The sequence below is a fragment of the Billgrantia kenyensis genome (genome assembly GCF_013697085.1).
Lineage (GTDB): Bacteria > Pseudomonadota > Gammaproteobacteria > Pseudomonadales > Halomonadaceae > Halomonas > Halomonas kenyensis.
The window spans coordinates 44,768-65,722 of record NZ_JACEFT010000005.1 but is presented as its reverse complement, the minus strand read 5'-3'; the positions used below and the strand labels follow the sequence as shown (position 1 = coordinate 65,722).

The 20,955-nt window shown below is 65.0% G+C and carries 18 protein-coding genes; 11 read left to right on the top strand and 7 right to left on the bottom strand.

The genetic code is table 11. The features are described 5' to 3' along the window. Positions 1–3: 3 nt before the first annotated feature. Genes relA through ppc form a run of 3 tightly spaced genes read left to right on the top strand, consistent with a single transcriptional unit; the run spans position 4 to position 5,818 of the window. Positions 4–2,280: a GTP diphosphokinase gene (gene relA, locus H1D44_RS06520; protein WP_181514034.1), complete on the top strand. Its 2,277-nt coding sequence runs from the start codon at positions 4–6 to the stop codon at positions 2,278–2,280. Then, complete coding sequence (gene mazG, locus H1D44_RS06515; protein ID WP_181514033.1) at positions 2,277–3,173, top strand: nucleoside triphosphate pyrophosphohydrolase; 897 nt, start codon at positions 2,277–2,279, stop codon at positions 3,171–3,173. Before relA ends, mazG begins: the two co-directional genes overlap by 4 nt. Further along, a complete protein-coding gene (ppc, locus tag H1D44_RS06510; RefSeq protein ID WP_181514032.1) occupies positions 3,170–5,818 on the top strand; it encodes a phosphoenolpyruvate carboxylase in 2,649 nt (882 codons plus the stop codon). The genes mazG and ppc overlap by 4 nt, the downstream gene beginning before the upstream one ends. A gap of 57 nt (positions 5,819–5,875) precedes the next feature. Here the strand turns inward: ppc and H1D44_RS06505 are convergent, their stop codons facing one another. The 3 genes from H1D44_RS06505 to H1D44_RS06495 all read right to left on the bottom strand — a co-directional run bounded on the left by H1D44_RS06505 (position 5,876) and on the right by H1D44_RS06495 (position 9,617). Beyond that, a complete protein-coding gene (locus H1D44_RS06505; protein WP_238984421.1) occupies positions 5,876–6,553 on the bottom strand; it encodes a hypothetical protein in 678 nt (225 codons plus the stop codon). 176 nt (positions 6,554–6,729) lie between these two features. Then, positions 6,730–7,620 carry a ketopantoate reductase family protein gene (locus tag H1D44_RS06500; protein WP_181514030.1) on the bottom strand — a complete coding sequence of 297 codons (891 nt, stop codon included), beginning with the start codon at positions 7,618–7,620 and terminating at the stop codon, positions 6,730–6,732. Between the two features lie 68 nt (positions 7,621–7,688). After that, a complete protein-coding gene (locus tag H1D44_RS06495) occupies positions 7,689–9,617 on the bottom strand; it encodes a DNA topoisomerase III (protein WP_181514029.1) in 1,929 nt (642 codons plus the stop codon). A gap of 152 nt (positions 9,618–9,769) precedes the next feature. On the opposite strand from H1D44_RS06495, the gene H1D44_RS06490 reads away from it, so the two are divergent. Both H1D44_RS06490 and H1D44_RS06485 read left to right on the top strand, forming a co-directional pair. Beyond that, positions 9,770–11,014: an ABC1 kinase family protein gene (locus H1D44_RS06490; protein WP_181514028.1), complete on the top strand. Its 1,245-nt coding sequence runs from the start codon at positions 9,770–9,772 to the stop codon at positions 11,012–11,014. Between the two features lie 91 nt (positions 11,015–11,105). Further along, complete coding sequence (locus tag H1D44_RS06485; RefSeq protein WP_181514027.1) at positions 11,106–12,923, top strand: SEC-C domain-containing protein; 1,818 nt, start codon at positions 11,106–11,108, stop codon at positions 12,921–12,923. A 4-nt stretch (positions 12,924–12,927) separates the two neighbouring features. Here H1D44_RS06485 and H1D44_RS06480 read toward each other — a convergent pair whose 3' ends face one another. Then, on the bottom strand, positions 12,928–14,295 hold the full coding sequence (locus H1D44_RS06480) for an AmpG family muropeptide MFS transporter (RefSeq protein ID WP_181514026.1): 1,368 nt from the start codon (positions 14,293–14,295) through the stop codon (positions 12,928–12,930). Between the two features lie 178 nt (positions 14,296–14,473). Between H1D44_RS06480 and rfaH the strand changes: the two genes are divergently transcribed. The 6 genes from rfaH to H1D44_RS21165 all read left to right on the top strand — a co-directional run bounded on the left by rfaH (position 14,474) and on the right by H1D44_RS21165 (position 17,613). Continuing rightward, positions 14,474–15,016, top strand: a complete 543-nt coding sequence (rfaH, locus tag H1D44_RS06475) for a transcription/translation regulatory transformer protein RfaH (protein WP_181514025.1) — start codon at positions 14,474–14,476, stop codon at positions 15,014–15,016. A 37-nt stretch (positions 15,017–15,053) separates the two neighbouring features. After that, positions 15,054–15,560 (top strand): FKBP-type peptidyl-prolyl cis-trans isomerase, encoded by a 507-nt coding sequence (locus H1D44_RS06470; protein ID WP_181514024.1) that lies wholly within the window; start codon positions 15,054–15,056, stop codon positions 15,558–15,560. Positions 15,561–15,719: 159 nt separating this feature from the next. Beyond that, a complete protein-coding gene (gene ccoM / locus H1D44_RS21300) occupies positions 15,720–15,842 on the top strand; it encodes a cytochrome c oxidase subunit CcoM (protein WP_422671652.1) in 123 nt (40 codons plus the stop codon). A gap of 160 nt (positions 15,843–16,002) precedes the next feature. Then, complete coding sequence (locus tag H1D44_RS20965; RefSeq protein ID WP_238984422.1) at positions 16,003–16,488, top strand: hypothetical protein; 486 nt, start codon at positions 16,003–16,005, stop codon at positions 16,486–16,488. Beyond that, positions 16,482–17,504: a GGDEF domain-containing protein gene (locus tag H1D44_RS06460; RefSeq protein WP_238984423.1), complete on the top strand. Its 1,023-nt coding sequence runs from the start codon at positions 16,482–16,484 to the stop codon at positions 17,502–17,504. Before H1D44_RS20965 ends, H1D44_RS06460 begins: the two co-directional genes overlap by 7 nt. Beyond that, positions 17,479–17,613 carry a hypothetical protein gene (locus H1D44_RS21165; protein ID WP_275299075.1) on the top strand — a complete coding sequence of 45 codons (135 nt, stop codon included), beginning with the start codon at positions 17,479–17,481 and terminating at the stop codon, positions 17,611–17,613. Before H1D44_RS06460 ends, H1D44_RS21165 begins: the two co-directional genes overlap by 26 nt. Before the next feature lie 119 nt (positions 17,614–17,732). On the opposite strand, the gene H1D44_RS06455 is transcribed toward H1D44_RS21165, so the two are convergent. The 3 genes from H1D44_RS06455 to H1D44_RS06445 form a co-directional block, all read right to left on the bottom strand. Further along, positions 17,733–18,218, bottom strand: coding sequence for a lytic transglycosylase domain-containing protein (locus H1D44_RS06455; RefSeq protein ID WP_422671654.1), 486 nt, complete (start codon positions 18,216–18,218; stop codon positions 17,733–17,735). Between the two features lie 127 nt (positions 18,219–18,345). Further along, complete coding sequence (locus tag H1D44_RS06450) at positions 18,346–20,067, bottom strand: proline--tRNA ligase (RefSeq protein ID WP_181514023.1); 1,722 nt, start codon at positions 20,065–20,067, stop codon at positions 18,346–18,348. A gap of 241 nt (positions 20,068–20,308) precedes the next feature. Continuing rightward, entirely contained in the window at positions 20,309–20,902 is a 594-nt protein-coding gene (locus tag H1D44_RS06445) for a GNAT family N-acetyltransferase (protein ID WP_181514022.1), read from the bottom strand. Positions 20,903–20,955: the final 53 nt, after the last annotated feature.

The window sequence follows — 20,955 nt, the reverse complement described above, 5'->3', positions numbered from 1 at the left end:
AAGATGGTCAAAGTCCGCGACGATCAGCCGTTGACCGACAATGGTGACGTCGATATCTCCCATTGGCTGGAACGGTTGCAGGAAGACGTCAAGCTGCGCGACCCCGACGAGATGCGTGAGGCCTGCGAGCTTGCCAAGCGACTGGTGATGGATGCCGACCGCCCCCACAAGGCCTGGCTGCCGAAGGATACCACCTACCGCATGGGCCTTGAGATGGCCGATATCCTGGCCCTGCTCAAGCTCGATCAGTCCGCGCTCGAGGCAGCCGTACTCTATCGCGCCGTGCGCGAGGGGCTGATCTCCCGTGATGCCGTTGCCCGCAGGTTCGGCAAGGAAGTGGCGGAGTTGATCGAAGGCGTGCTGCAGATGGCCGCCATCAGCAACATCCAGACGCCGAGCCAGGGCCTGGTACAGCATGATCAGCAGGACAACCTGCGCAAGATGCTGGTTACCATGATCGACGACGTGCGCGTGGCGCTGATCAAGATTGCCGAGCGCACCTGCGCCCTGCGGCAGGTCAAGGATGCGCCGCGTGAAAAGCGTATGCAGGTGGCACGGGAGGTCTTCGATATCTATGCGCCGCTGGCGCACCGCCTGGGCATCGGCCAGGTCAAGTGGGAACTCGAGGATCTCTCCTTCCGCTATCTGCATGAGGATGATTACAAGGCGATTGCCCGCCAGCTGGCCGAGAAGCGCCTGGATCGCGACCGCTGGATCCACGACGTGGTGGAGGTGCTCAAGGGCATGCTGGAGGCCCAGGGCATCGACCCGTACGAGGTCAACGGCCGCGCCAAGCATATCTACTCGATCTGGCGCAAGATGAAGCGCAAGCGCATCGATTTCTCCCAGGTCAACGACGTGCGCGCCGTCCGCATCCTGGTGCCGGAAGTGACCGACTGCTATACCGTGCTGGGGCTGGTGCACTCGCGCTGGCACCATGTGCCCAACGAGTTCGACGATTACATCGCCAACCCCAAGAAGAACGGCTACCAGTCGCTGCACACTGCCGTACTCGGGCCCGAGAACAAGGTACTGGAAATCCAGATCCGCACCTTCGCCATGCACGACGAGGCCGAGCTGGGCGTCTGTGCCCACTGGCGCTACAAGGGGCACGACACTGGCGGCAAGAGCTCCAGTTACGAGGAGAAGATTGCCTGGCTGCGTCAGGTTCTCGAGTGGCAGGACGAGGTCGGCGAGTTCGGCGACCTGCGCGAAGGGCTCTCCAGCGATGTGGCGCCGGACCGTATCTACGTCTTCACGCCGGACGGTCATGTCATCGATCTTCCGCGTATTGCCACACCCATCGACTTTGCCTACCGCGTGCATACCGAGGTCGGCCATCGCTGTCGCGGAGCCAAGGTCGACGGCCGCATCGTGCCGCTGACCTACAAGCTCAAGACCGGCCAGCAGGTCGAGATTCTCACCGCCAGCAAGGGCGGCCCAAGCCGCGACTGGCTCAACCCCAGTCTCGGTTACGTACGCACCTCGCGGGCGCGAGCCAAGATCCAGTCCTGGTTCAAGCACCAGGCTCGCGAGCAGAACGTGGAGGAGGGCAAGGCGCTGTTCGAACGTGAGATGCGCCGCCTCGACGTGGAAGACATGGATCTCGACACCCTGGCACGCAAGGTCAACTACACCAACCCCGAGGACATGTACGCCGCTCTCGGGGCCGGAGACCTGCGCATTGGCCAGGTGCTGCACCAGGCTCAGCAGCTGTTTGGCGAGACCGATGACCAGGAACAGCTCGACCGCCTGCTGGCCAAGCCGCGGCGCGACCAGGGCAAGGGCGGCAGCAGCGATATCACCGTGCTTGGCGTGGGCAACCTGAAGACCAGCATGGCCAACTGCTGCCACCCGGTGCCCGGTGAGCCGATCGTCGGCTTCATCACCCAGGGGCGCGGCGTCACCGTTCACCGGCAGGACTGTCCCAATATCCTGCAGCTTCGCCTGGACGAGCCGCAGCGGGTGATCGAGGTGGAGTGGGGCCAGCGCGCCCGCACCCAGTACCCCGTGGACATCGAAGTCCAGGCCTGGGATCGCTCAGGGCTGCTGCGCGATGTTACCGGCATCCTGAGCAACGAGAAGGTCAACGTGTTGTCGGTCAATACCTTGACCGATACCAGCGACGGCATTGCCCGCATGCGCATTACCGTGGAAGTCGATGGCCTTGAAACCCTGGGCAGGCTCTTTTCCCGCATCCAGCAATTGTCTAACGTGATCGAAGTCCAGCGCCTGAGGACGGGAGCCAAGGGCATGAAGCGCAAGGGGAGCAGCACATGAGCGAGACCCGCCACGGCATCGACGACCTGCTGACACTGATGGCGGTGCTGCGCGATCCCGAGCAGGGTTGCCCGTGGGACCTCAAGCAGGGCTGGGACAGCATCGTGCCGCATACCCTGGAAGAGGCCTATGAAGTTGCCGATGTCATCGAACGGCGCGCCTGGGACGAGTTGCCGGGCGAGCTCGGCGACCTGCTGTTCCAGGTGGTCTACTACAGCCAGTTTGCCAACGAAGAGGCGCGCTTCGACTTTCGCGACGTGGTGCATACCCTGACCGCCAAGATGTTGCGTCGTCATCCGCATGTCTTCCCCGACGGCACCCTGGCGTCACGCCGACCCGTCGGCGTCAGCGCCGAACAGGTCGAGACGCGGCAAGTCAACAGTCGCTGGGAGGCACTCAAGGCCGAGGAGCGTGCCGAGCGTGCCGACGACGCCAGCCCCGCCTCGGTGCTCGATGACGTGCCGCGTACACTGCCGGCGCTGTCGCGCGCGGCCAAGCTCTCCAAGCGTGCCGCCCGGGTCGGCTTTGACTGGCCCGATGCCAGGGGAGTAATTGCCAAGATCCGCGAGGAGCTCGATGAAGTCGAGCAGGCGCTGGACGCGGGCGATCGCGAGCATGCCGCAAGCGAGGTGGGTGATCTGCTGTTCGCCGTGACCAATCTCGCGCGAACCCTCAAGGCCGATCCCGAGCAGTGCCTGCGCAATACCAACGCCAAGTTCGAGCGCCGCTTTCGCCATGTCGAGCAGGCCCTTGCCCAGCGTGGCATGACCACCCGCGACGTCGACCTGGACACCATGGAGTTCCACTGGCAGGAGGCCAAGCGGCTGGAGCGTCAAGTTTCCCCAATATCATCAGGACATTCCGAAGCGCCTTCAGGAGGAGATCGGCCATGAGCGGCGACCTGCACGAATCGCTACGCGACAACGTACGCATCCTCGGCGACAGCCTTGGGCGCACCATTGCCGATGATCTGGGAGAGGGCTTCGTCGACCGCATCGAGACCATCCGCGGCCTGGCCAAGCGTGGCCGTCAGGGCGACGTACAGAGCAGTCGTGAGCTGATCGACTACCTGCGCAAGCTGCCCGACCGCGACCTGCTGCCGGTGACCCGTGCCTTCAACCAGTTCCTCAACCTGGCCAATATCGCCGAACAGCACTACCGGGCTCGCTTCCGCCGGGTCGAGGACTACAAACCCGGTTCCCAGCCGGTGCTCTCGGAGCTGCTGCAGCGTGCCCGCGACGCCGGTCACGCGCCGCGCAAGCTGGTCGAGAGCCTGGCCGACATGCGCGTCGAGCTGGTGCTGACCGCTCACCCGACCGAAGTCATTCGTCGAACCCTGATTCAGAAATACGACGCCATCGACGAGTGCCTTACCGTCATCGAGTCCTCCCTTGACTATCCCGAGCGGGCCAGTCGGGCTCGCGGCCGCCTCGAGGAGCTGATCAGCCAGGCCTGGCATACCGACGAGATTCGCCACGAACGCCCCACCCCCGTGGACGAGGCGAAGTGGGGCTTTGCGGTCATCGAGAACTCGCTGTGGCAGGCGGTACCGGCCTTTCACCGCGACCTCGACAGCCTGCTGCTCGAGTCTGCCGGCGAGCGCCTGCCGCTGGATGCTGCGCCGATCGTCTTTGCCTCCTGGATGGGGGGGGACCGTGACGGCAACCCCAACGTCACTTCCCGGGTGACCCGTGAAGTGCTGCTCTTGGGGCGCTGGATGGCAGCCGACCTCTACCTGCGCGACCTGGAACAGCTCAAGGCCGAGCTCTCGATGTGGAAGTGCAACAGCGCGCTGCGGGCCGAAGTCGGCAGCGTGGCCGAGCCCTACCGTGAGCTGCTCAAGCGGCTGCTTCAGCGGGTCGAGGCCACTCGCGACTGGGCCAAGGCCCAGCTCGACGGCAGGAGCTACGAGGGCGGGCCGATCATCGAGAACAGCGATCAGCTCTACGCACCGCTGCTGACCTGTTACCGCTCGCTGTGCGACGTGGGCCTCGACACCATCGCCAACGGTGCACTGCTCGACACCCTGCGCCGGGTCGCGGTTTTTGGCGTGACCCTGACCAAGCTCGACATCCGCCAGGAGGCGAGCCGGCACGCGCTGGTCATGGAAGAGCTCACCGACGCTCTGGGGCTCGGCCACTACCGCGACTGGAGCGAAGAGCAACGCCAGGCGTTCCTGCTTGCCGAGCTCGAGTCCCGCCGGCCGCTGATCCCACGCCGCTGGGAGTGCTCGGCCGAGACTCGCGAGGTGCTCGACACCTTCATGGTCATTGCCAGCGAGCAGTCCGAGGCGCTCGGTACTTACATCATATCGATGGCTGCCCAGCCTTCCGACGTGTTGACGGTGGCGCTGCTCATGAAGGAAGTCGGGGGGGCCGTGTCATTGCCCATCGCGCCGCTGTTCGAGACCCTGGACGACCTCAATCGCTCCGGAGATGTCATTGACCGCCTGCTGGCGCTGCCAGGGTATCGGGAGTTGGCGGGCGATCGCCAGGAGGTGATGATCGGCTATTCCGACTCGGCCAAGGATGCCGGACAGCTCGCCGCGGCATGGGCGCAATACCGCGCTCAGGAGCGCCTGGTCGAGGTGTGTCGCCGTCATGGCGTGGCCTTGACCCTGTTTCACGGTCGTGGCGGGGCAGTCGGCCGCGGCGGCGGCCCGGCCTATGCTGCAATCCTGTCGCAGCCTCCGGGCTCGGTGAACGGCAGCCTGCGGGTGACTGAGCAGGGCGAGATGATCCGCTTCAAGTTCGGCCAGCCCGATATCGCCCTGCGCTCCATGGAGATCTATGCCTGCGCGGTGCTGGAGGCGAGCCTTCTGCCGCCGCCGGCACCGGAGCCGCACTGGCGCGAGGAGATGGATCGACTGGCCGAGATCGCACATGGCGCCTACGTCGGCCTGGTGCGCGAAGATCCGGACTTCGTACCCTATTTCCGTGCGGTGACGCCAGAGGGCGTGCTGGGGCACCTGCCGCTGGGGTCGCGTCCGACCAAGCGGCGTCAGGACGGTGGAGTGGAGACGCTGCGTGCGATCCCCTGGATCTTCGCCTGGACCCAGATTCGCTTGATGCTGCCGGCCTGGCTGGGCAGCGGCGAAGCTTTCTCCCTGCGAATGGAAGAGGAGGGTGGGCTGGAGGTGCTGCGCGAGATGCGCGATCGCTGGCCGTTTTTCGGCACCTACCTCGACATGCTGGAGATGCTGCTGGCCAAGGCCGACGTGGGCATCGCCTCGTACTACGAGCAGCGCCTGGTCGACGAGCCCGCGCTCAAGGAGCTGGGCACGCAGCTGCGCCAGCGGTTCACGCGGTTGCAGTCGGTACTCCTGAGCATCCTCGACCAGCCCGAGCTGCTCGAGAAGACCCCGCTGATTGGCCAGGCCATCGAGGTGCGCAACCCCTACATCGACCCGCTGCACGGCCTCCAGGCGGAACTGCTGCAGCGTAATCGTGATGCTGATGGCGCCATCAGCGGAGAGTTGTCACGCGCGTTGATGGTGACCATGGCGGGTATTGCAGCGGGCTTGCGCAATACCGGCTGAGCCTGAACTCCGCAGGCCTGCCAGGGCGCCATGGCCAGGCGGGTCAGGGTGGGGAATCTAGAAGGCGAAGTGAAGCGAAGCGGTCACCAGATTGAGGTGGGCCATGTTGGGAGCATCGATTTCCTCGAACTCCAGCCGGCTCACCAGACGGTTATGCTGCAACCGGGCACCAAAGCCCTGGATGCGAGCGGTGCCCGCCGTTGCCATGTAGAGTGCTTCGCCCTGGGTCACAGGATCGCCTTCCCATTCGGCGAAACCCGACTTGGCGTACAGGCCGAACTGACCCAGGCGAACCCCGGCCAGCAGACTGCCGCCCAGGGTGGTCGTATTGACCAGCAGCGCCTGGTCGGCCAGGCGCGTGGGGACTTCCTCGCTTTCGCGATAGGTAAATTCTGCGCCGAGGTCGACACGTGGCATGTTGGTCGGTGAAAAGCCAGCCGTGACGCGAAACCCGGAAGTGTAGCCATCGGGTGTCTGCAGGTCACTGCCCTCGAGAATCAGCCCATTGTCGAGATGCATCAGGTCACTGGTCTTGCTGGCATAGGAGGGGGGATCGAGGTAGGCCGGGGTCAGGGCAACCAGATACTGGCGCGGCGCCTCGGTGTAATCCAGTGGTGGGCTGTCCCGGAGGCTGGCGTGAAGACTGTCATGAAGCGCATGCGGCGCCACCTCCTCCGCCATGGCCAAGTGCGGCAATAGCGTAAGGCTGGCTACCATACCCAAGGCATACCTCATGCAAGCATTCATTGTCCCCTGACCCGTGGTCCCTGTGCGTTATGCTGCGTTGCGTCTGGCTTGTAGTGAAGCAAGGAACGCGACCTGCAGCTTAGCGTCATTCCAAGTGCTTAAGGCTCCCTCTAGCCTAGCAGCCCGTCACGCCGCCCGCCAGGCGCTCGTCCAACGCCGCCCGGTCAAGCGCGGGAGAGCTGGTCATCGAGTTCCGCGAGTCGATCCGCGGGAATGCCATGATGCCTGGCGGCGGCCAGCAGGGGGCCGAGAATGGCCTCGCGCTCCGTCGGTCTTCCGGCCAGGACGTCCTGTAGCATCGAGGCGCGATTGCCGGCAGTCGCCGCCACTACCTGCCAAACCAGCGCATGCCAACCTTCCTGCGGCGGAGCGATGTTCTCGGCGGCCATGATCGCCGCCACTTCCTTGATGATGCGCTCTACCATGGGGCGGAAAGGACGGTCGCGGAGTTGGCCGTTACGAATACGAAAGCGAGCCACCAGCGGGTTGATCGCCGCATTTACCGCCAGCTTGTACCACAGTCGGGTCTTGATATCCGCGCTTGCTTCGGCGGCCAGGCCCGCTCGGTTGAGCTGGGCCGCCAATGCGTCACTCTGGTGGCGGTGACGGTTGCCGATATCGCCGATATGGGTCATGCCGCGGCCGGCATGCACGACCCCGGCATCGCTCTCCAGCCAGGCACCCTCGGTGGTGGAAGCACACAGCACCGCTGCGGGATGGCAGGCAGTGAGTTCGGGTTGGACCTGGTAGCCGTTCTGCCACAGCACCAGCACTGGCGCTACGGATAGCCGGTCCATGACCGCCGTGTAGGCGGCTGTGGTCGCATAGGCCTTGGTGGTCAGGTGCAGGAAGGCCGGTGTGACCGGCGGCAGCGTGGCAGTCAGTGCCATCTCGGGGCGTCGGGACAGGCGGCTGCCCTCCGGTGTGGTCAAGCGCTGCTCCGCAGGCAGCTTACGTCTGCCGGCCAGCAGCACAGGGGCATGCTCCATCAGGGACAGGGCCAGCAGACGGCCCAGCGCCCCGGGGCCGACGATGAGGTGGGTATGACTGTTCATGGGATGCCCTGGGAGAAAACACGAATAGCATAGCGATGCCTGCCCGTCGGTTGCCAGACCTCATGTCATCAACCGCTGGTTCGCGGCTTGCGACGAGTGCGACCGGCAGGGCTTCGCCTGCGCTTGCCGGTTGTCTTGCGTCGCCTCGGCATAGGCGCTGCGGCGGCTTCCCCCTGGGCTGCCGAGAGGGCCTGGCGCAGGCGGTCGGCATCGGCGCTGGCCAGAAGCCCCGCAAGATCCTCGATGAGAGAGGCAAGAAAGGGCGCGGGGTTTTCGTCGCGCTCGGCAATGTCTGCCAGTCGCTGCTCCCACAGCGCGGTGCGCTCTGGGCGCGAGGCGGCCTCGGGAAGCGAGGCGATCAGGCCGCCGCCCAGGCGGGTGGCACGCAGCGTTTTCTTTTGCCGCACCAGATAGCCGCGATCGATCAACGTCTCGATGATACCGGCCCGGGTAGCCTCGGTGCCCAGCCCGTCGTGTTCGCGCAGGGTACGCCTGACCTCGGGGTCATCGACGTAGCGGGCGATGTTCATCATCGCCTTGATCAGGCTGGCGTCGGTGAAGGGTTCCGGTGGGCGGGTCTCGCGGTCCTCGATGCCGCAGTCGACGACCCGGCACGCCTCGCCCTCGGTCATGCTGGGCAGCGCAGGCGCCTCGTCGCGGGTGGTGAACAGCGGTTTCCAGCCGGGTTGCAGCAACTCCTGCCCGCTGGAACGGAAGCGCTCGCCGAGTATCGTGAACTCCGCTTTCACCTCGCGAGCGACCAGCGGCGGGTAGAACTGTGCCAGCACATTGCGTGCAATCAAGCGGAACACGTCCGCCTCTGCCTGCTCCAGCCGTCCAGGTTCGGCCGGCTTGCCGGTAGGTGCCAGGGCGTGGTGGGCGCCGACCTTCTTGTCGTCCCACGCCCTGGAGCGCAGCGTGAAGTCGGCGCCGGCCAGCCAGCCGCGCAGGGTCTCGTCCTGGCCACAGGCGCTCGTCAAGGTGCTGCGCGCCTGGGCCAGGTGCTCCTTGGGGAGATAGCGGCAATCCGAGCGTGGGTAGGTAATCAGCTTGTGGCGCTCGTAGAGGCGCTGGCAGATGTCCAGCACCGCCTGGGCGGAGAGCCCGAAACGTCTCGCAGCGTCCACCTGCAGTGCCGACAGGGAGTAGGGCAGCGGAGCGGACTGGCGCTTCTGGCGGTTCTCGAGGGCGCTGAGCTGCCCCTCGGCGCCGGGCAGACGTGCAGCCAGCGCCTCGGCCGGAGCGCGCTCCAGCAGGCGCCCCTGGTCGTCGAGTCGCTGCGTTTCGCCCGGCTGCCACCAGGCGCGCAGCTGGCCGTTGGCCACCGCCAGGTCCACCCACAGCACATGGAAGGGGTAGGGTGAAAAGTTTCGAATTTCGGCATCGCGGCGCACTACCAGGCCCAGCACCGGGGTCTGCACCCGGCCTACTGAAAGCACGCCGTCATGGCCGGCCTGGCGTCCGGTCAGAGTCCAGGCCCGCGTCAGGTTGATGCCATACAGCCAGTCGGCACGAGAGCGCGACTCGGCGGCGCGATAGAGGGGCTGGTAGCGGGCGTTGTCTTCGAGCCTGCCAAGTGCCCGCTGGACCGCGGGCCGGTTGAGGTCGCTGATCAGCAGGCGCGCCACCGGACCCTTCCAGCCCAGGTACTCGATGACCTCCTGCACCAGCAACTGGCCCTCCCGGTCCGGATCGCCGGCGTGCACTACTTCGCCGGCCTGCTTCAGTAGCCTGCGGATCACGCTGAGCTGACCCCTGGCCTTGGGCCGTGGGGCAAGCTGCCAGCGGGTGGGCACGATCGGCAGGTGATCCAGGCGCCACTGCTTGTAGGCTGGGTCGTAGGCGTCGGGCGGCGCCTGTTCCAGCAAATGGCCCAGGCACCAGGTCACGACGCTGTCGCCCGCGTGCAGGGCGCCCTCCTCGCGACGTATGCTGCCCGGCAGGGCATCGGCGATGGCGCGGGCCAGGCTGGGCTTTTCGGCAACGATCAGACGCATGACGCTAGTGGGCCTCGTGGCACTCGGTAAGTGGATATTCTTACAGTAATCCTGGCTCAAGGCCAGATGCCGCGGCCTGGAAAAGCTGTACAATCCCTATATCAAAGTGAGTTCAGCAGTCCATGACCCGCAGGGAGAAGGAGAGCATCCCCATGCGAGAACGAGGAAGGACAAGGCGCCTGTTTGGCCTGGGTGCCCGCGCTGGTGGCACCCTGCTGCGCAGCCGCCTGGGTGGCGAGGCCGACTGGCGTGCACTCGGCGAGGCCTTGTTCGAGGGGCTCTCCGAACTCAAGGGGCCCGCCATGAAGCTGGCCCAGATCATGGCCCAGTGGGATGACCTGCTGCCGGCGGATCTCGCCGAAGAACTGGCTCGCCTACAGCGCCAGGCACAACCCATGCCATGGGAAGGCATACGCCGGTCCCTGGTCGAACAATACGGCGACCTCGATGCACGCTTCAGCGAGATCGAGCAGCATCCGTTCGCCAGTGCCTCCATGGGGCAGGTGCACCGCGCCGTCACCCGGGAGGGGGAGACCCTGGTGCTCAAGGTACAGTATCCAGGGCTTGCCGAGATCCTGGAGGGAGATTTGGCCCAGCTGCGGCGCATCATGCGCCTGGGGCGCTGGCTAAAGGTACCCCAGGTGCGTCTCGACGCCCTGTTCGAGGAACTTGCCGCCAGCCTGCGTGGCGAACTCGACTACCATGCCGAGGCCTGTGCGCTGGTGCGCTATCGAGAACGCTACGCGCACCTCCATGACTTGGTGATCCCCGAGCCATTGCCGGACCTGTCCGGCCCCAGGGTGCTGGCCATGCGCTATGTGGCCGGGACGCCGCTACGTGACATGGAGAGTGCCGCTGACGCCGTGCGCCAGCGGGTCGCTGCAACCCTGGCCGACTGGCTCACCGAGGAGCTCTTTACCCACGGTGAGCTGCATGCCGATCCGCATGCAGGCAACTTTGCGGTCGACGCTGAAGGTCGCCTGGTGATCTACGACCTGGGCGCAGTGATACCGGTGCCGGATGCGCACCTCAAGGCGATGATGCAACTGCTGGATGCCACCCTGGCAAGGGATCCCATGGCCATGGACGACGCCTTGCGCCAACTGGGAGGACGCCAGGGGCAGGGAGCGCCGCTGGCGCTGTATCGTGAATCCGCCGAGGCAGTGGTGCCGCTGTTCGAACCCGGCGAGCAGGATTTCTCCGACGTACGGGTGCATCGTCGCCTGCGCGATCTCTCGCCCAAGGTGTGGGCAGCCATGGATCGTCTGCAACCACCGGCGGACGTGCTGCTGCTGTCTCGCACACTGAACGGCCATTACTGGAACCTTGTACGCCTGGGGGCTCGCCTCGACATGCATGGCCGAACCCGCCCGCTGCTGGCCTGGGCTCGTGGATGAACGCCGGCCCGGCGCCGGTGGTTCTTGCGTGCAACACCGAGCCACGCTTCCCTGTTACTATATGCGCCTTTTGAACTGGCGGAGAGTGTGAATGCTGGCAGTATGGGTGGAACAGCTGCTGGGTTTTGCTTCAGGCGCCTTGGCAGCCATCCGTGAGGAGGAGCGCTATCCGGCGTTCATGGCCTGGGCGCGCGAGGAAGGGGCCGAACTGATGGGCGGCGACCTGGCCATGGCTCAGGCGTTGGCGCCTATCCTGTGGAGCCAGACCCCGCTCGAGCGGGCCGGCTTTACCTCCGAGCCGTTGGCCCGTCCAGGTCGTAACGAGCCCTGTTGGTGCGACTCCGGACGCAAGACCAAGCACTGTTGCGGCGCCGTCGCGATGCCTGCCGACGTTCCCGACCACCTGATGTGGATGCTCTCGCTGCGCGACTGGAAGGGGCCGACTCTCAAGGCCGCCCTCGAGAGCGGCAACGCGCCGGCCCAGGCCCTGCTCGAGGCCGGACTGATTGCGGCCGAGACGGGCCAGCGCGGGCGCGCCCAGCAGATTCTCGAGTCGCTGTTCAAGCGTGCCGACTGGTCGCGCCTGCCAGTCCAGGCCGAGCCTGCCTTCGAATTGCTGATCGATCTGTATCAGGAGCGCGGCTTCATCCGCAAACGCGCCGACCTGCTCGACGAAGTGCTCGAGCGGGGGCCGCTGTTCCTGCGCGGTGTGGCATTGGAACGACTATGCCTGATGCACCTGGACAGCGACGATCTGGACAGTGCCCGTGCCGCCTTCGTGCGGGCCCAGCAGGCCTTGCCCGATTCGCCTACCCTGGCCTATATCGAGGCCATGCTGCTGCTGCATGAAGGGCACGAGGAAGAGGCCGCGGAGCGTGCCCGCTTCTGGTTCCGTCGCCTGGCCCGCAAGGGCGACCTGGAGCCAGAGCAGCTGCAGTTTCTTGCCGACCTGGCGGAAAACCCCGGCGCGACCCTGGCCGACCAGCTGCTCAACGCGGAAGAAGACCTCGCCGAACCGCTGGCCTCCCTGCAGGCGCTGCTGGCGGAGCTGCCGCCGGCCCCGGGACTGAGCTTGAGCCACACTGCCCAGGGCGAGCTCGAATATCACAGCAGCGCTCGGGAAGACACCCTGTTTGCCGCCTGGCAGAAGCATTTTCAGGTAGATGTCGATGACGACAGTGCGCTGGGTCTCAAGGGCGATCCCTGGCTCCATGCCGGCGACTGGTTACGCGAGCTTTGTGCCCACCCCGAATGGCTCGATTCACCGCGCGTGCTGCAGTCGCTGACCCTGGCTCTGACCAGCCGCTTCGGCAGCCTGCCGTGGATGTCGCCAAGCCTGTTCGAGCCCCTTGCCGACCGCCTGGAACGCTGGCTCGAGCGGGTTCGCGAAGAGGGCGAGGGCCCCTTGCTGTGGGACAGCGCCGACAATGCCGTACTGCTGCGCAGCGGGCTGGCCCTCGTTGTCGGTATGGAGCGTGGCGCACGCGAGCGTTCGCGGCGGCTGGCCGAGCGACTGTTGACGCTGGATGACCAGGATAGCCTGGGTCTGCAGGAGCTGGTGCTAGACCAGCTGCTGCGTGAAGGGCGCAATCGCGAAGCGCTGGCCGTGACCGAGACCCGGCTCGACGATGCCCCGGTGCTGGGGATCCTCATGGGCCGGGCGCTGGCCCTGTTTCGGCTGGAACGCCTGGCGGAGGCGAATGAAGCGCTACGGGAGGTGCGCGGGCACAACCCCCACGCCTTGGCCATGCTGTGTGCCGAGCAGACCCGTCCGGTTCAGCCGGGGCAGGATGGTGTCGCAGAACCCGGCACCCGCGCCGAGGCATGGCAATACCGCACCCTGATGCGCGACCAGTGGCGCACCACCCCGGGAGCGCTGGACTGGCTGCAGGAGCAGCTCGACGCCTGAGTCGCTATGCCGTACGGGGTGCGACGGGGGGCACCAGATCCTTGTCGCGACTGATCCAGACTGCCAGCGCAATGGCAGGGAGGCCCAGCGCCGTGGCGATGACGAAGAAAGTGGCATAGCCTTCTGCAGCCACCACCAGACCGCCGAAGCCGCTGAGAAACTTGCCAGGCAGGGTCATCAGCGAGGAGAACAGGGCGTACTGGGTCGCAGTGTAGGCGCGCGAGGTCAGGCTCGACAGGAAGGCGATGAAGACGGCGCTGGCCAGGCCGTTGGCCAGATTGTCGCCGACGATGGCCAGCACCAGCATCGGCAGGCTCTGACCGGCAAGTGCCAGGGCGGCGAACAGCAGATTGGTGAGGGTTGCCGCCGCGGCTCCCAGCACCAGGATCGGCCCGATGCCGTAGCGTGCCACCAGCAGCCCCCCCAGGATCCCGCCGCTGATGCTCATGGCGATACCGAAGACGTTGGTGACGTTGGCGATCGTTGCCAGCGAGAAGCCCAGGTCGATATAGAGCGGATTGGCCATCGAGGCCATGGCCAGGTCGCTGATACGGAATACGGCAACGAAAACCAGCAACCACAGTGCCTTGAGCCGATGGCGGCTGAGGAAATCGGTGAATGGGCAGACCACCGCGCCGATCAGCCAGGCGCCCAGGCGGCGCAGTGCACGTGGCTTGCCGCGGCTGGCGCGGATGAAGGCGCGCACCTTGGGTTCGTGGATCAGCTGTGTGGTCAGCGACAGCCGCTTGGGTTCCGGGCGTAGCAGGACCGTGATCACGCCGACCCCCACCAGCAGGGCCATGGTCAGATAGGCAGCTTCCCAGGAGAGCCACGCAGCCACGTAGAGGGCACCGGCACCGGCAGCCAGCAGGCCGCCTCGGTAGCCTATGATGTAAGTTGAGGCCATGGCCGCCTGGATGTCGTCGGGCGCCGACTCGATGCGGAAGGCATCGATAGCGATGTCCTGGGTGGCCGAGCCGAAGGCCACCAGTAGCGCAAAGGCGGCCACCATTGCCAGGTTCTGCTGCGGGTCCAGGCTGGCAAGCCCGACCAGTCCGCTGGCAATCATGGCCTGGGCCAGCAGCATCCAGCCGCGCCGCTGGCCGAAAGTGCGTGTCAGCACCGGTAGCGCCAGTCGGTCAACGATCGGTGCCCAGAAAAACTTGATCGAATAGAGGATCCCGATCCAGGAAAAGAAGCCGATGGCGGCGACCTGGACGCCATCGCTGCGCAGCCAGGCCGACAGTGTCGAGAAGACGAGCAGGAAAGGCAATCCGGCAGAGAATCCCAGGAACAGCATGGTGATCACGGGAGCCTGAAGATAGATGGCCAGGGCGGCTCCCCAGCTGCGCTGGGCGGTAGGGATCGTCATGCGTGGTGAAACTCCTTGGTGTCACGTTGGCCAGGGGGCGGCCAGTCGTCGTCAACGATGCTAGAATGGCCCACCGCTCGGCAAGGGGGCGGTCACGGAGGACCCATCGTCCGACCGCTCGATTGTTGCAGAGCGCCGGCATCGATGCCAGCAGCTTATACGCGATCAGGAGGCCTTCATGAGCCACAGCGAACGTCAGCCTATCGAAGCCAATGACGACGGCCTGCCGCGCTGGTACGTCGTCCAGTGCAAGGGCGGGGAGTCCTTCCGTGCCGCGGAGCACCTCGCCAATCAGGGCTACGAGCTGTTTCATCCTGTCCTTCAGGTACAGAAAAAGCGCAACGGCAAGCTGGTGTGGCTGGATGAGCCGCTGTTCCCTCATTACCTGTTCATTCGCCTCGACCGGGTAGCCAGCAACTGGCGGCCGATTCGCTCGACGCGAGGCGTGCTCAGGATCGTCACCTTCGGCAACAGCCCGCTGCCGGTCGACGACGCGCTGATCGCGCTGTTGCGTGAGCAGGGTACCGAGGGACAGGAGAAGGCCGCCAACGTCTACTTCAGGGCTGGCGAGACGGTGGAGATTACCGAAGGGCCCTTCAAGGACCTGCAGGCCGTCTTTGCCAGTCACAAGGGCGACGAGCGCGCCATCGTGCTGCTGAATCTACTCAACCGCCAGCAGCAGCTTGAGATGCCCGTGGCGAACCTGCGCCGCGGGAACTGATCGACTGTTTCAGCCCAACCGAACACAGGAGAGCGCCATGAACATCGCTCCGCAGCGGGTCGTCACCCTGCACTATGTACTCAGCGACGCGCAAGGCCAGGTGCTGGACGACTCGCGGGCACGCGCCAAGCCCCTCGAATATCTGCATGGCCATGACAACATCATGGTGGGCCTGGAGCGGGCCCTGACGGGGCTGGAAGTGGGGGATACGCAGGAAGTCACGCTCGCTCCGGAAGAGGCCTATGGAGCGCGTAACGAGGCGCTGGTACAGCAGGTCGGACGCAATGCCTTCCCGCTCGATGATCTCGCGCCCGGCATGCGTTTCCAGACCCCCGGCGACGACGGGCCACAGATCGTGACCGTGCTCGAGGTGCGCGACGGCTCGGTACTGGTCGATACCAATCATCCGCTGGCAGGTCAGACCCTGTGCTATGCCGTGGAAGTGCTCGAGGTGCGTGAGGCGAATCGCGCAGAACTGGCCAAGGGCCACCCGTTGCCGGACGGTGTGGAACCCTCCCAGGTCGAGGATCGCAAGGTACTCTGAACCGATAACTCCCGCTTGAACTCTGAAAAAAACTGACCTGAATCAATTCACGGCGCGGCATATTTCGTGGCCGAGGCGAAATTTGATTCAGGTCAGTTTTCTCCCCTCCTCCCCAGGCTAGAGTGAACCCATCGCATCAGGTGACGGGGAGTAACCACTATGTACTGGGATGACGCAGTAATTTTCGGGCTGGTAACCGTCGCGATGATGATCGCTTTTCTGGGAGGTTGGGTCGGTTTCGTGATTCGCGACCATCGTCGCAAGGGCAAGCAGAAACACTGATCCAGCCTTCGTAGCAAGTCGTCAGGGGAGGGGGGAGTTATCCCCCCAGTCGCCGGCCCAATTGGGCCGGCTTTTTTCGTTTGTAGACGCCAACGGAATCAATACGGCACAGTAGCAACCTTACCGCATAACCTAAAAGAAAAACGAAGGGAGCCACAACATGTCACGCATGGTGTTTTCGTGCCGCCTGAGTGCGCTGGGTCTGCTGTCCGCAGCCTTGCTGGTGGCTTCACCCGTAGCTGCCGATACCGATGAACTAATATTGCTCGATGGCGACCGCGAGGTCGTTCTAAGCCTCGAAGCGCTTCGCGAACAGGCCGACGTAGAGTTTCGATTCTACGAGCCTTACCTGACCGAGGAGGCGGATATTCGTGGCCTGGTCTTCCGTGACTTGTTGCAGGAACACTTCGGCGAAGTGCCCGAGCAATTGCATTTCGAGGCCTGGGACGATTACGAGGTCACGCTGGGAGGCTGGGACGATCCCAACTGGATTCTTGTAACCCACCAGAATGGCGAGCCGATTTCGTTGCGCAATCGTGGCCCGCTGCGTCTCGTCGAGCGCGACTACGGCAATCGCGATCCGGCCAACCTGCGCAATTTCAATGATTGGGTCTGGATGATTCGCAGCATCGAGGCGGTATGGTAAAGCCTCATCGCCCGTGGCGACGCCACGTGCACTGGCTGTCGCTCAGCCTGATGAGCTTCGTGGCCTTGATGTTGTTGATCGCCTACCAGACGCGCTGGGTGTATCCCGAGATCCACGCCTACTTCAGCCAGTCGGGTAACCTGACCGGCCAGCAGCTGGCCACCCGCGCTCGCGGTTACTTGCAGGAGGGCCTCGACCAACTGCTGTCTTCCCCCGATGATCAGGAGACCCGCCAGCGCGCTTACTTTCAGATGACGCTGGCCTACAGCCTGTTCGATATCGGCCTCTACCGACGTGAATACGACTGCACCGGGCCGAGCCTGGCCGCCATGGGCGAGCTGATGGATCGCCTTGACAATGGCAGTACGGTCGAGGCATATCACCTGCGTGAAAGCTTGCTCGAGCCGATGCGCTGCCTGACCCAGATCGAGATGCACCAGCTTGACCGGCGAAGTGAGGTAACCGCTGAATTCGTCGAGCAGACCCGGCGTCATCAGGGGCAGGTGCTGGCCGGGAGCCTGGTGATCTTCGTCTTGGGGTTGGGTTTCTGGAGCATGCACGAGATGCAGCGGCGCCGTGCGGCGAGGTCTGCCCGGGAAAGCCTGGAATGGATGACGCGAGCGCTGCGTGACCCGCTGACCGGCGTCGGTAACCGTAGCGCCATGCAAGATGATGTGCGGACAAGCCGAGGCGGCTCCCTCGGTTTGCTGCTGGTCGATATCGACTACTTCAAGCAGTACAACGACAGCCTGGGCCATCCCGACGGTGACCGCCTGTTGCGTCGCCTGGTCCAACTGATAGAGCGCGCACTCGGCAACGAAGCGAGCCTCTATCGGATGGGCGGCGATGAGTTCGCTGCCCTGTTCGAATGCCGTTCCGACAAGGCGCTGGGCGATATCTGTCGCCACCTGGTCGAGGCGCTGCGAGATGCTGCTCTCCCGCACCCCGCACACCCCCATTCCGACTCAGTCACTTTCAGCGTGGGGGGGGGTGAGATTCAAGGCTGGGTTCGATGAACTGGATGCCGCCTATGCCGCTGCCGATGCCGCCCTCTACCAGGTCAAGGCCAGGGGGCGCGATGGCTGGGCGGTGGCGGAGTTGAAGATGAGCGGTGTGCACGACTAGCGTCAGGTACCCTGGCCTGGGGTAGGCCCCGTCTGGCCCTGCTGTACGGGGAAGGCATCGGGTACTCAGCGTGCCAGCCACCAGTGATCGGTCCAGGCCCGCATCACCCGCTCCGGGTATCAGGTCTGGCCCAGGCTGCCGTTGTAACGGGCCAAGGCGCGGGTCAGGTCTCCGCTTTCCACTGCCAGGTAGTGAGCGAGGATGGTGCAGCCATAGCGCAGGTTGAGCCACGGATCCATGAGGTCGTCGGCGCTGCGGCCGAGCTCGCGAATCCAAAATGGCATGATCTGCATCAGCCCGACGGCGCCGGCAGAGGAAACGGCCTCGGGCTGGAAGGCACTTTCCACCTGGATGACCGCGAGTACGATCTCCGGCGCCAGGCCAGCCAACCTTGCCTCATGGTAGATGCGCGTGAGCAGCTCGCCGCGCAGCGCCTCGTCACTGACGAAGCGTGCCAGGCGCGGCTCCATTTCGCTCATCCAGCGGCGCGCCGCCCACACCTGGTCCGGCGAGGGCGTCTTGGTGACCAGCGTATCGAGAGTCTGGCGCAGCGAAGGCGGAATGTCGGGCTCCACTCGCACCCGCTGGGAAGGCGAGGACTGCAGGGCCGCAGGCACGGCACCGAGCAAGCCTGGTGGTTCGCTTTCGTCAGACGACTCCCGGGCCTGGGCAGCAGGGGAGAGCACCGCGAGCAGGCCGGCCACGAGCAGTGGCGCCGTGGCCGGCCGGCGGTCAGGCCTCGATGCGCTGGCGCAGGAACTCGACGATACTCTCGGCAGGTACCATGGTCGCTTCACTGTCTCGCCGCCCCTTGTACTCCAGTTCGCCCTTGTCCAGCCCGCGGTCACCGACCACCAGGCGGTGAGGTATGCCGATCAGCTCCTGGTCGGCGAACTTCACCCCGGGGCGCAGGTCGCGGTCGTCCAGCAGCACGTCGATACCGGCCGCCGTGAGTGCCTGGTAGAGCCGCTCGGACTCCTCGCGCACACGCTGCGACTTGTGAGCGTTCATCGGCACCAGGGCTACCTGGAAGGGGGCGATGGCGTTGGGCCAGATGATGCCGTTGGCGTCATGGTTCTGCTCGATGGCGGCTGCCACCACGCGGGTCACGCCGATGCCGTAGCAACCCATCCAGGGGTGGGCCGCCTTGCCGTTGTCGTCGAGTACCGTGGCGTTCATCGCCTCGGAGTATTTCTTGCCCAGTTGGAACACGTGGCCGACTTCAATGCCGCGCTTGATCGACAGGGTGCCCTTGCCGTCCGGTGAGGGGTCGCCCTCGACCACATTGCGGATGTCGGCGACCTTGGGCAAGGCGACGTCGCGCTCCCAGTTGATGCCGAAGTAGTGCTTGCCGTCGACGTTGGCACCGGCGCCGAAGTCGCTCATCAGCGCCACGCTGCGGTCCACGATGATCGGCATGTCGAGCCCCACCGGGCCCAGTGAGCCAGGGCCGGCACCTACCGCGGCGCGGATCTCCTCCTCACTGGCCATGGTCAGCGGTTCGGCGACCTCGGGCAGATTTTCGGCCTTGATCTCGTTGAGCTCGTGGTCGCCGCGAACCAGCAGGGCGATAAGGCCGCCCTCGGCGGCGTGTACCATCAGCGTCTTGATGGTCTTTTCGATGGGTAGACCGTGCTGTTCGACCAGGGCGGCGATGGTCCTCGCATGGGGCGTATCGACCAGGCGCAGGTCCTCGCTCGGCGTGGCGCGTTCGGGGGTGGTGTCCAGCGGGGCGGGAAGCGCCTCGGCCTTCTCAATGTTGGCGGCGTAGTCGGACTCGGTGGAGAAGACGATGGCGTCCTCGCCGGAGTCGGCCAGTACGTGAAATTCGTGGGAGTTGTCGCCGCCGATGGCGCCGGTGTCGGCCAGCACGGGGCGGAAGTCCAGTCCCAGACGGGTGAAGATGCGCGTGTAGGCGTCGTACATCGCCTGGTAGGTCTCCTTGAGCGAGGCCTGGTCCAGGTGGAAGGAGTAGGCGTCCTTCATGATGAACTCGCGTGAGCGCATCACGCCGAAGCGGGGCCGGATCTCGTCGCGGAACTTGGTCTGGATCTGGTAGAAGTTGGCCGGCAGCTGCTTGTAGCTGGAGAGCTCGCGGCGCATCAGGTCGGTAATCACCTCTTCATGGGTCGGGCCGACGCAGTAATCGCGCTCGTGGCGATCCTTCAGCCGCAGCAGCTCGGGGCCGTACTGCTCCCAGCGGCCAGACTCCTGCCACAGCTCGGCAGGCTGTACCGCCGGCATCAGCACTTCCTGGGCGCCGGCGCGGTCCATCTCCTCGCGTACGATGCGTTCCACCTTGCGCAGGGTGCGCAGGCCGACCGGCAGCCAGGTGTAGAGGCCAGAAGTCAGACGGCGAATCATGCCGGCGCGCAGCATCAGCTGATGGCTGATGACCTCGGCGTCGGAGGGAGTTTCCTTGAGAGTGGCGATCAACAGTTGGGTGGCGCGCATGGGTCCGGCGTTTCCTTCCAGCAGGGGCTTGACATGAGTCGGTGTGCCGCGGCGAGCGGCGTTCGGGGCATTGTAAGGCCAACGGGGAATTGCAGCAAAAGAGTGGGCTGCTGGACGAGCGAGGAGCGCCGAGGACAGGCCGAAGAGGAGGTCATTTGCCATGGATGGCAAATGTAGCGCCCAGGGATGGGTTCACAGCGCCTCCTCGCAGGCCTGTCGTCGGATCAGCTCCGAGCGATAATCATGCCAACGACTTCAGCCAGAACACCATTGGCTTGTCGGTCTCCTCCGGCTCGCCGATGTCCTTCCAGCGGAAGGTGGTCGCAAGCTCCGGGTGGCGTTCGTAGCCCTGTGAGCGCCAGAAGCCGTGCAGGGGCACATAGCCTGCCGGTTTCAGCGGGTGGTCGCCTGGGCGCTCTACGGCGCAGAAGGCAACGGTGGTAAAGCCGCACTCTGCGGCATGGCGCTCGCGCTCGGCGAGAAAGGCCTTGCCGATACCTCGGCCACGATAGCTTGGCAGCAGCACGGATTCACCGTAATAGAAGACCTCACCGATATCGAAGCCGGCCTGCTCGAAGGGCATGCGGAATTCCACCACGTCCTCCGCCAGCGGCATGCCGGTGGCCGCGCCCACCAGGGCGTCGCCATCTTCGGCCAGCACGAACAGGCTCTCGGGGCACTCGGCGTAGCGCGTCAGGTAGTTGGCCTCATAGGCGTAGTCGCCTTCATAGAGATAAGGAAAGTCGCGGAACACGGTAATTCGCAACCTGGCCAGTGCCTCCAGCCGTGGCTCGATGGCATTGCCTTGGCAGGTATGCAGTGCAACTTCACTCATGCCGCCTCCATGAAGGATGTAAACGTTCGTATCAATGTAGGGTTATGCTAAGC

Excerpts from the sequence above, each read along its gene's own strand:
- H1D44_RS06485 (WP_181514027.1), top strand. The coding sequence starts at position 11,106 with ATGCTGGCAGTATGGGTGGAACAGCTGCTGGGTTTTGCTTCAGGCGCC.
- H1D44_RS06490 (WP_181514028.1), top strand. The coding sequence starts at position 9,770 with ATGCGAGAACGAGGAAGGACAAGGCGCCTGTTTGGCCTGGGTGCCCGC.
- ppc (WP_181514032.1), top strand. The coding sequence starts at position 3,170 with ATGAGCGGCGACCTGCACGAATCGCTACGCGACAACGTACGCATCCTC.
- H1D44_RS06505 (WP_238984421.1), bottom strand. The coding sequence starts at position 6,553 with ATGAGGTATGCCTTGGGTATGGTAGCCAGCCTTACGCTATTGCCGCAC.
- H1D44_RS06480 (WP_181514026.1), bottom strand. The coding sequence starts at position 14,295 with ATGACGATCCCTACCGCCCAGCGCAGCTGGGGAGCCGCCCTGGCCATC.
- ccoM (WP_422671652.1), top strand. The coding sequence starts at position 15,720 with ATGTACTGGGATGACGCAGTAATTTTCGGGCTGGTAACCGTCGCGATG.
- H1D44_RS20965 (WP_238984422.1), top strand. The coding sequence starts at position 16,003 with ATGTCACGCATGGTGTTTTCGTGCCGCCTGAGTGCGCTGGGTCTGCTG.
- H1D44_RS06450 (WP_181514023.1), bottom strand. The coding sequence starts at position 20,067 with ATGCGCGCCACCCAACTGTTGATCGCCACTCTCAAGGAAACTCCCTCC.
- H1D44_RS06500 (WP_181514030.1), bottom strand. The coding sequence starts at position 7,620 with ATGAACAGTCATACCCACCTCATCGTCGGCCCCGGGGCGCTGGGCCGT.
- H1D44_RS06470 (WP_181514024.1), top strand. The coding sequence starts at position 15,054 with ATGAACATCGCTCCGCAGCGGGTCGTCACCCTGCACTATGTACTCAGC.
- relA (WP_181514034.1), top strand. The coding sequence starts at position 4 with ATGGTCAAAGTCCGCGACGATCAGCCGTTGACCGACAATGGTGACGTC.
- H1D44_RS06460 (WP_238984423.1), top strand. The coding sequence starts at position 16,482 with ATGGTAAAGCCTCATCGCCCGTGGCGACGCCACGTGCACTGGCTGTCG.
- H1D44_RS06495 (WP_181514029.1), bottom strand. The coding sequence starts at position 9,617 with ATGCGTCTGATCGTTGCCGAAAAGCCCAGCCTGGCCCGCGCCATCGCC.
- rfaH (WP_181514025.1), top strand. The coding sequence starts at position 14,474 with ATGAGCCACAGCGAACGTCAGCCTATCGAAGCCAATGACGACGGCCTG.
- mazG (WP_181514033.1), top strand. The coding sequence starts at position 2,277 with ATGAGCGAGACCCGCCACGGCATCGACGACCTGCTGACACTGATGGCG.
- H1D44_RS06445 (WP_181514022.1), bottom strand. The coding sequence starts at position 20,902 with ATGAGTGAAGTTGCACTGCATACCTGCCAAGGCAATGCCATCGAGCCA.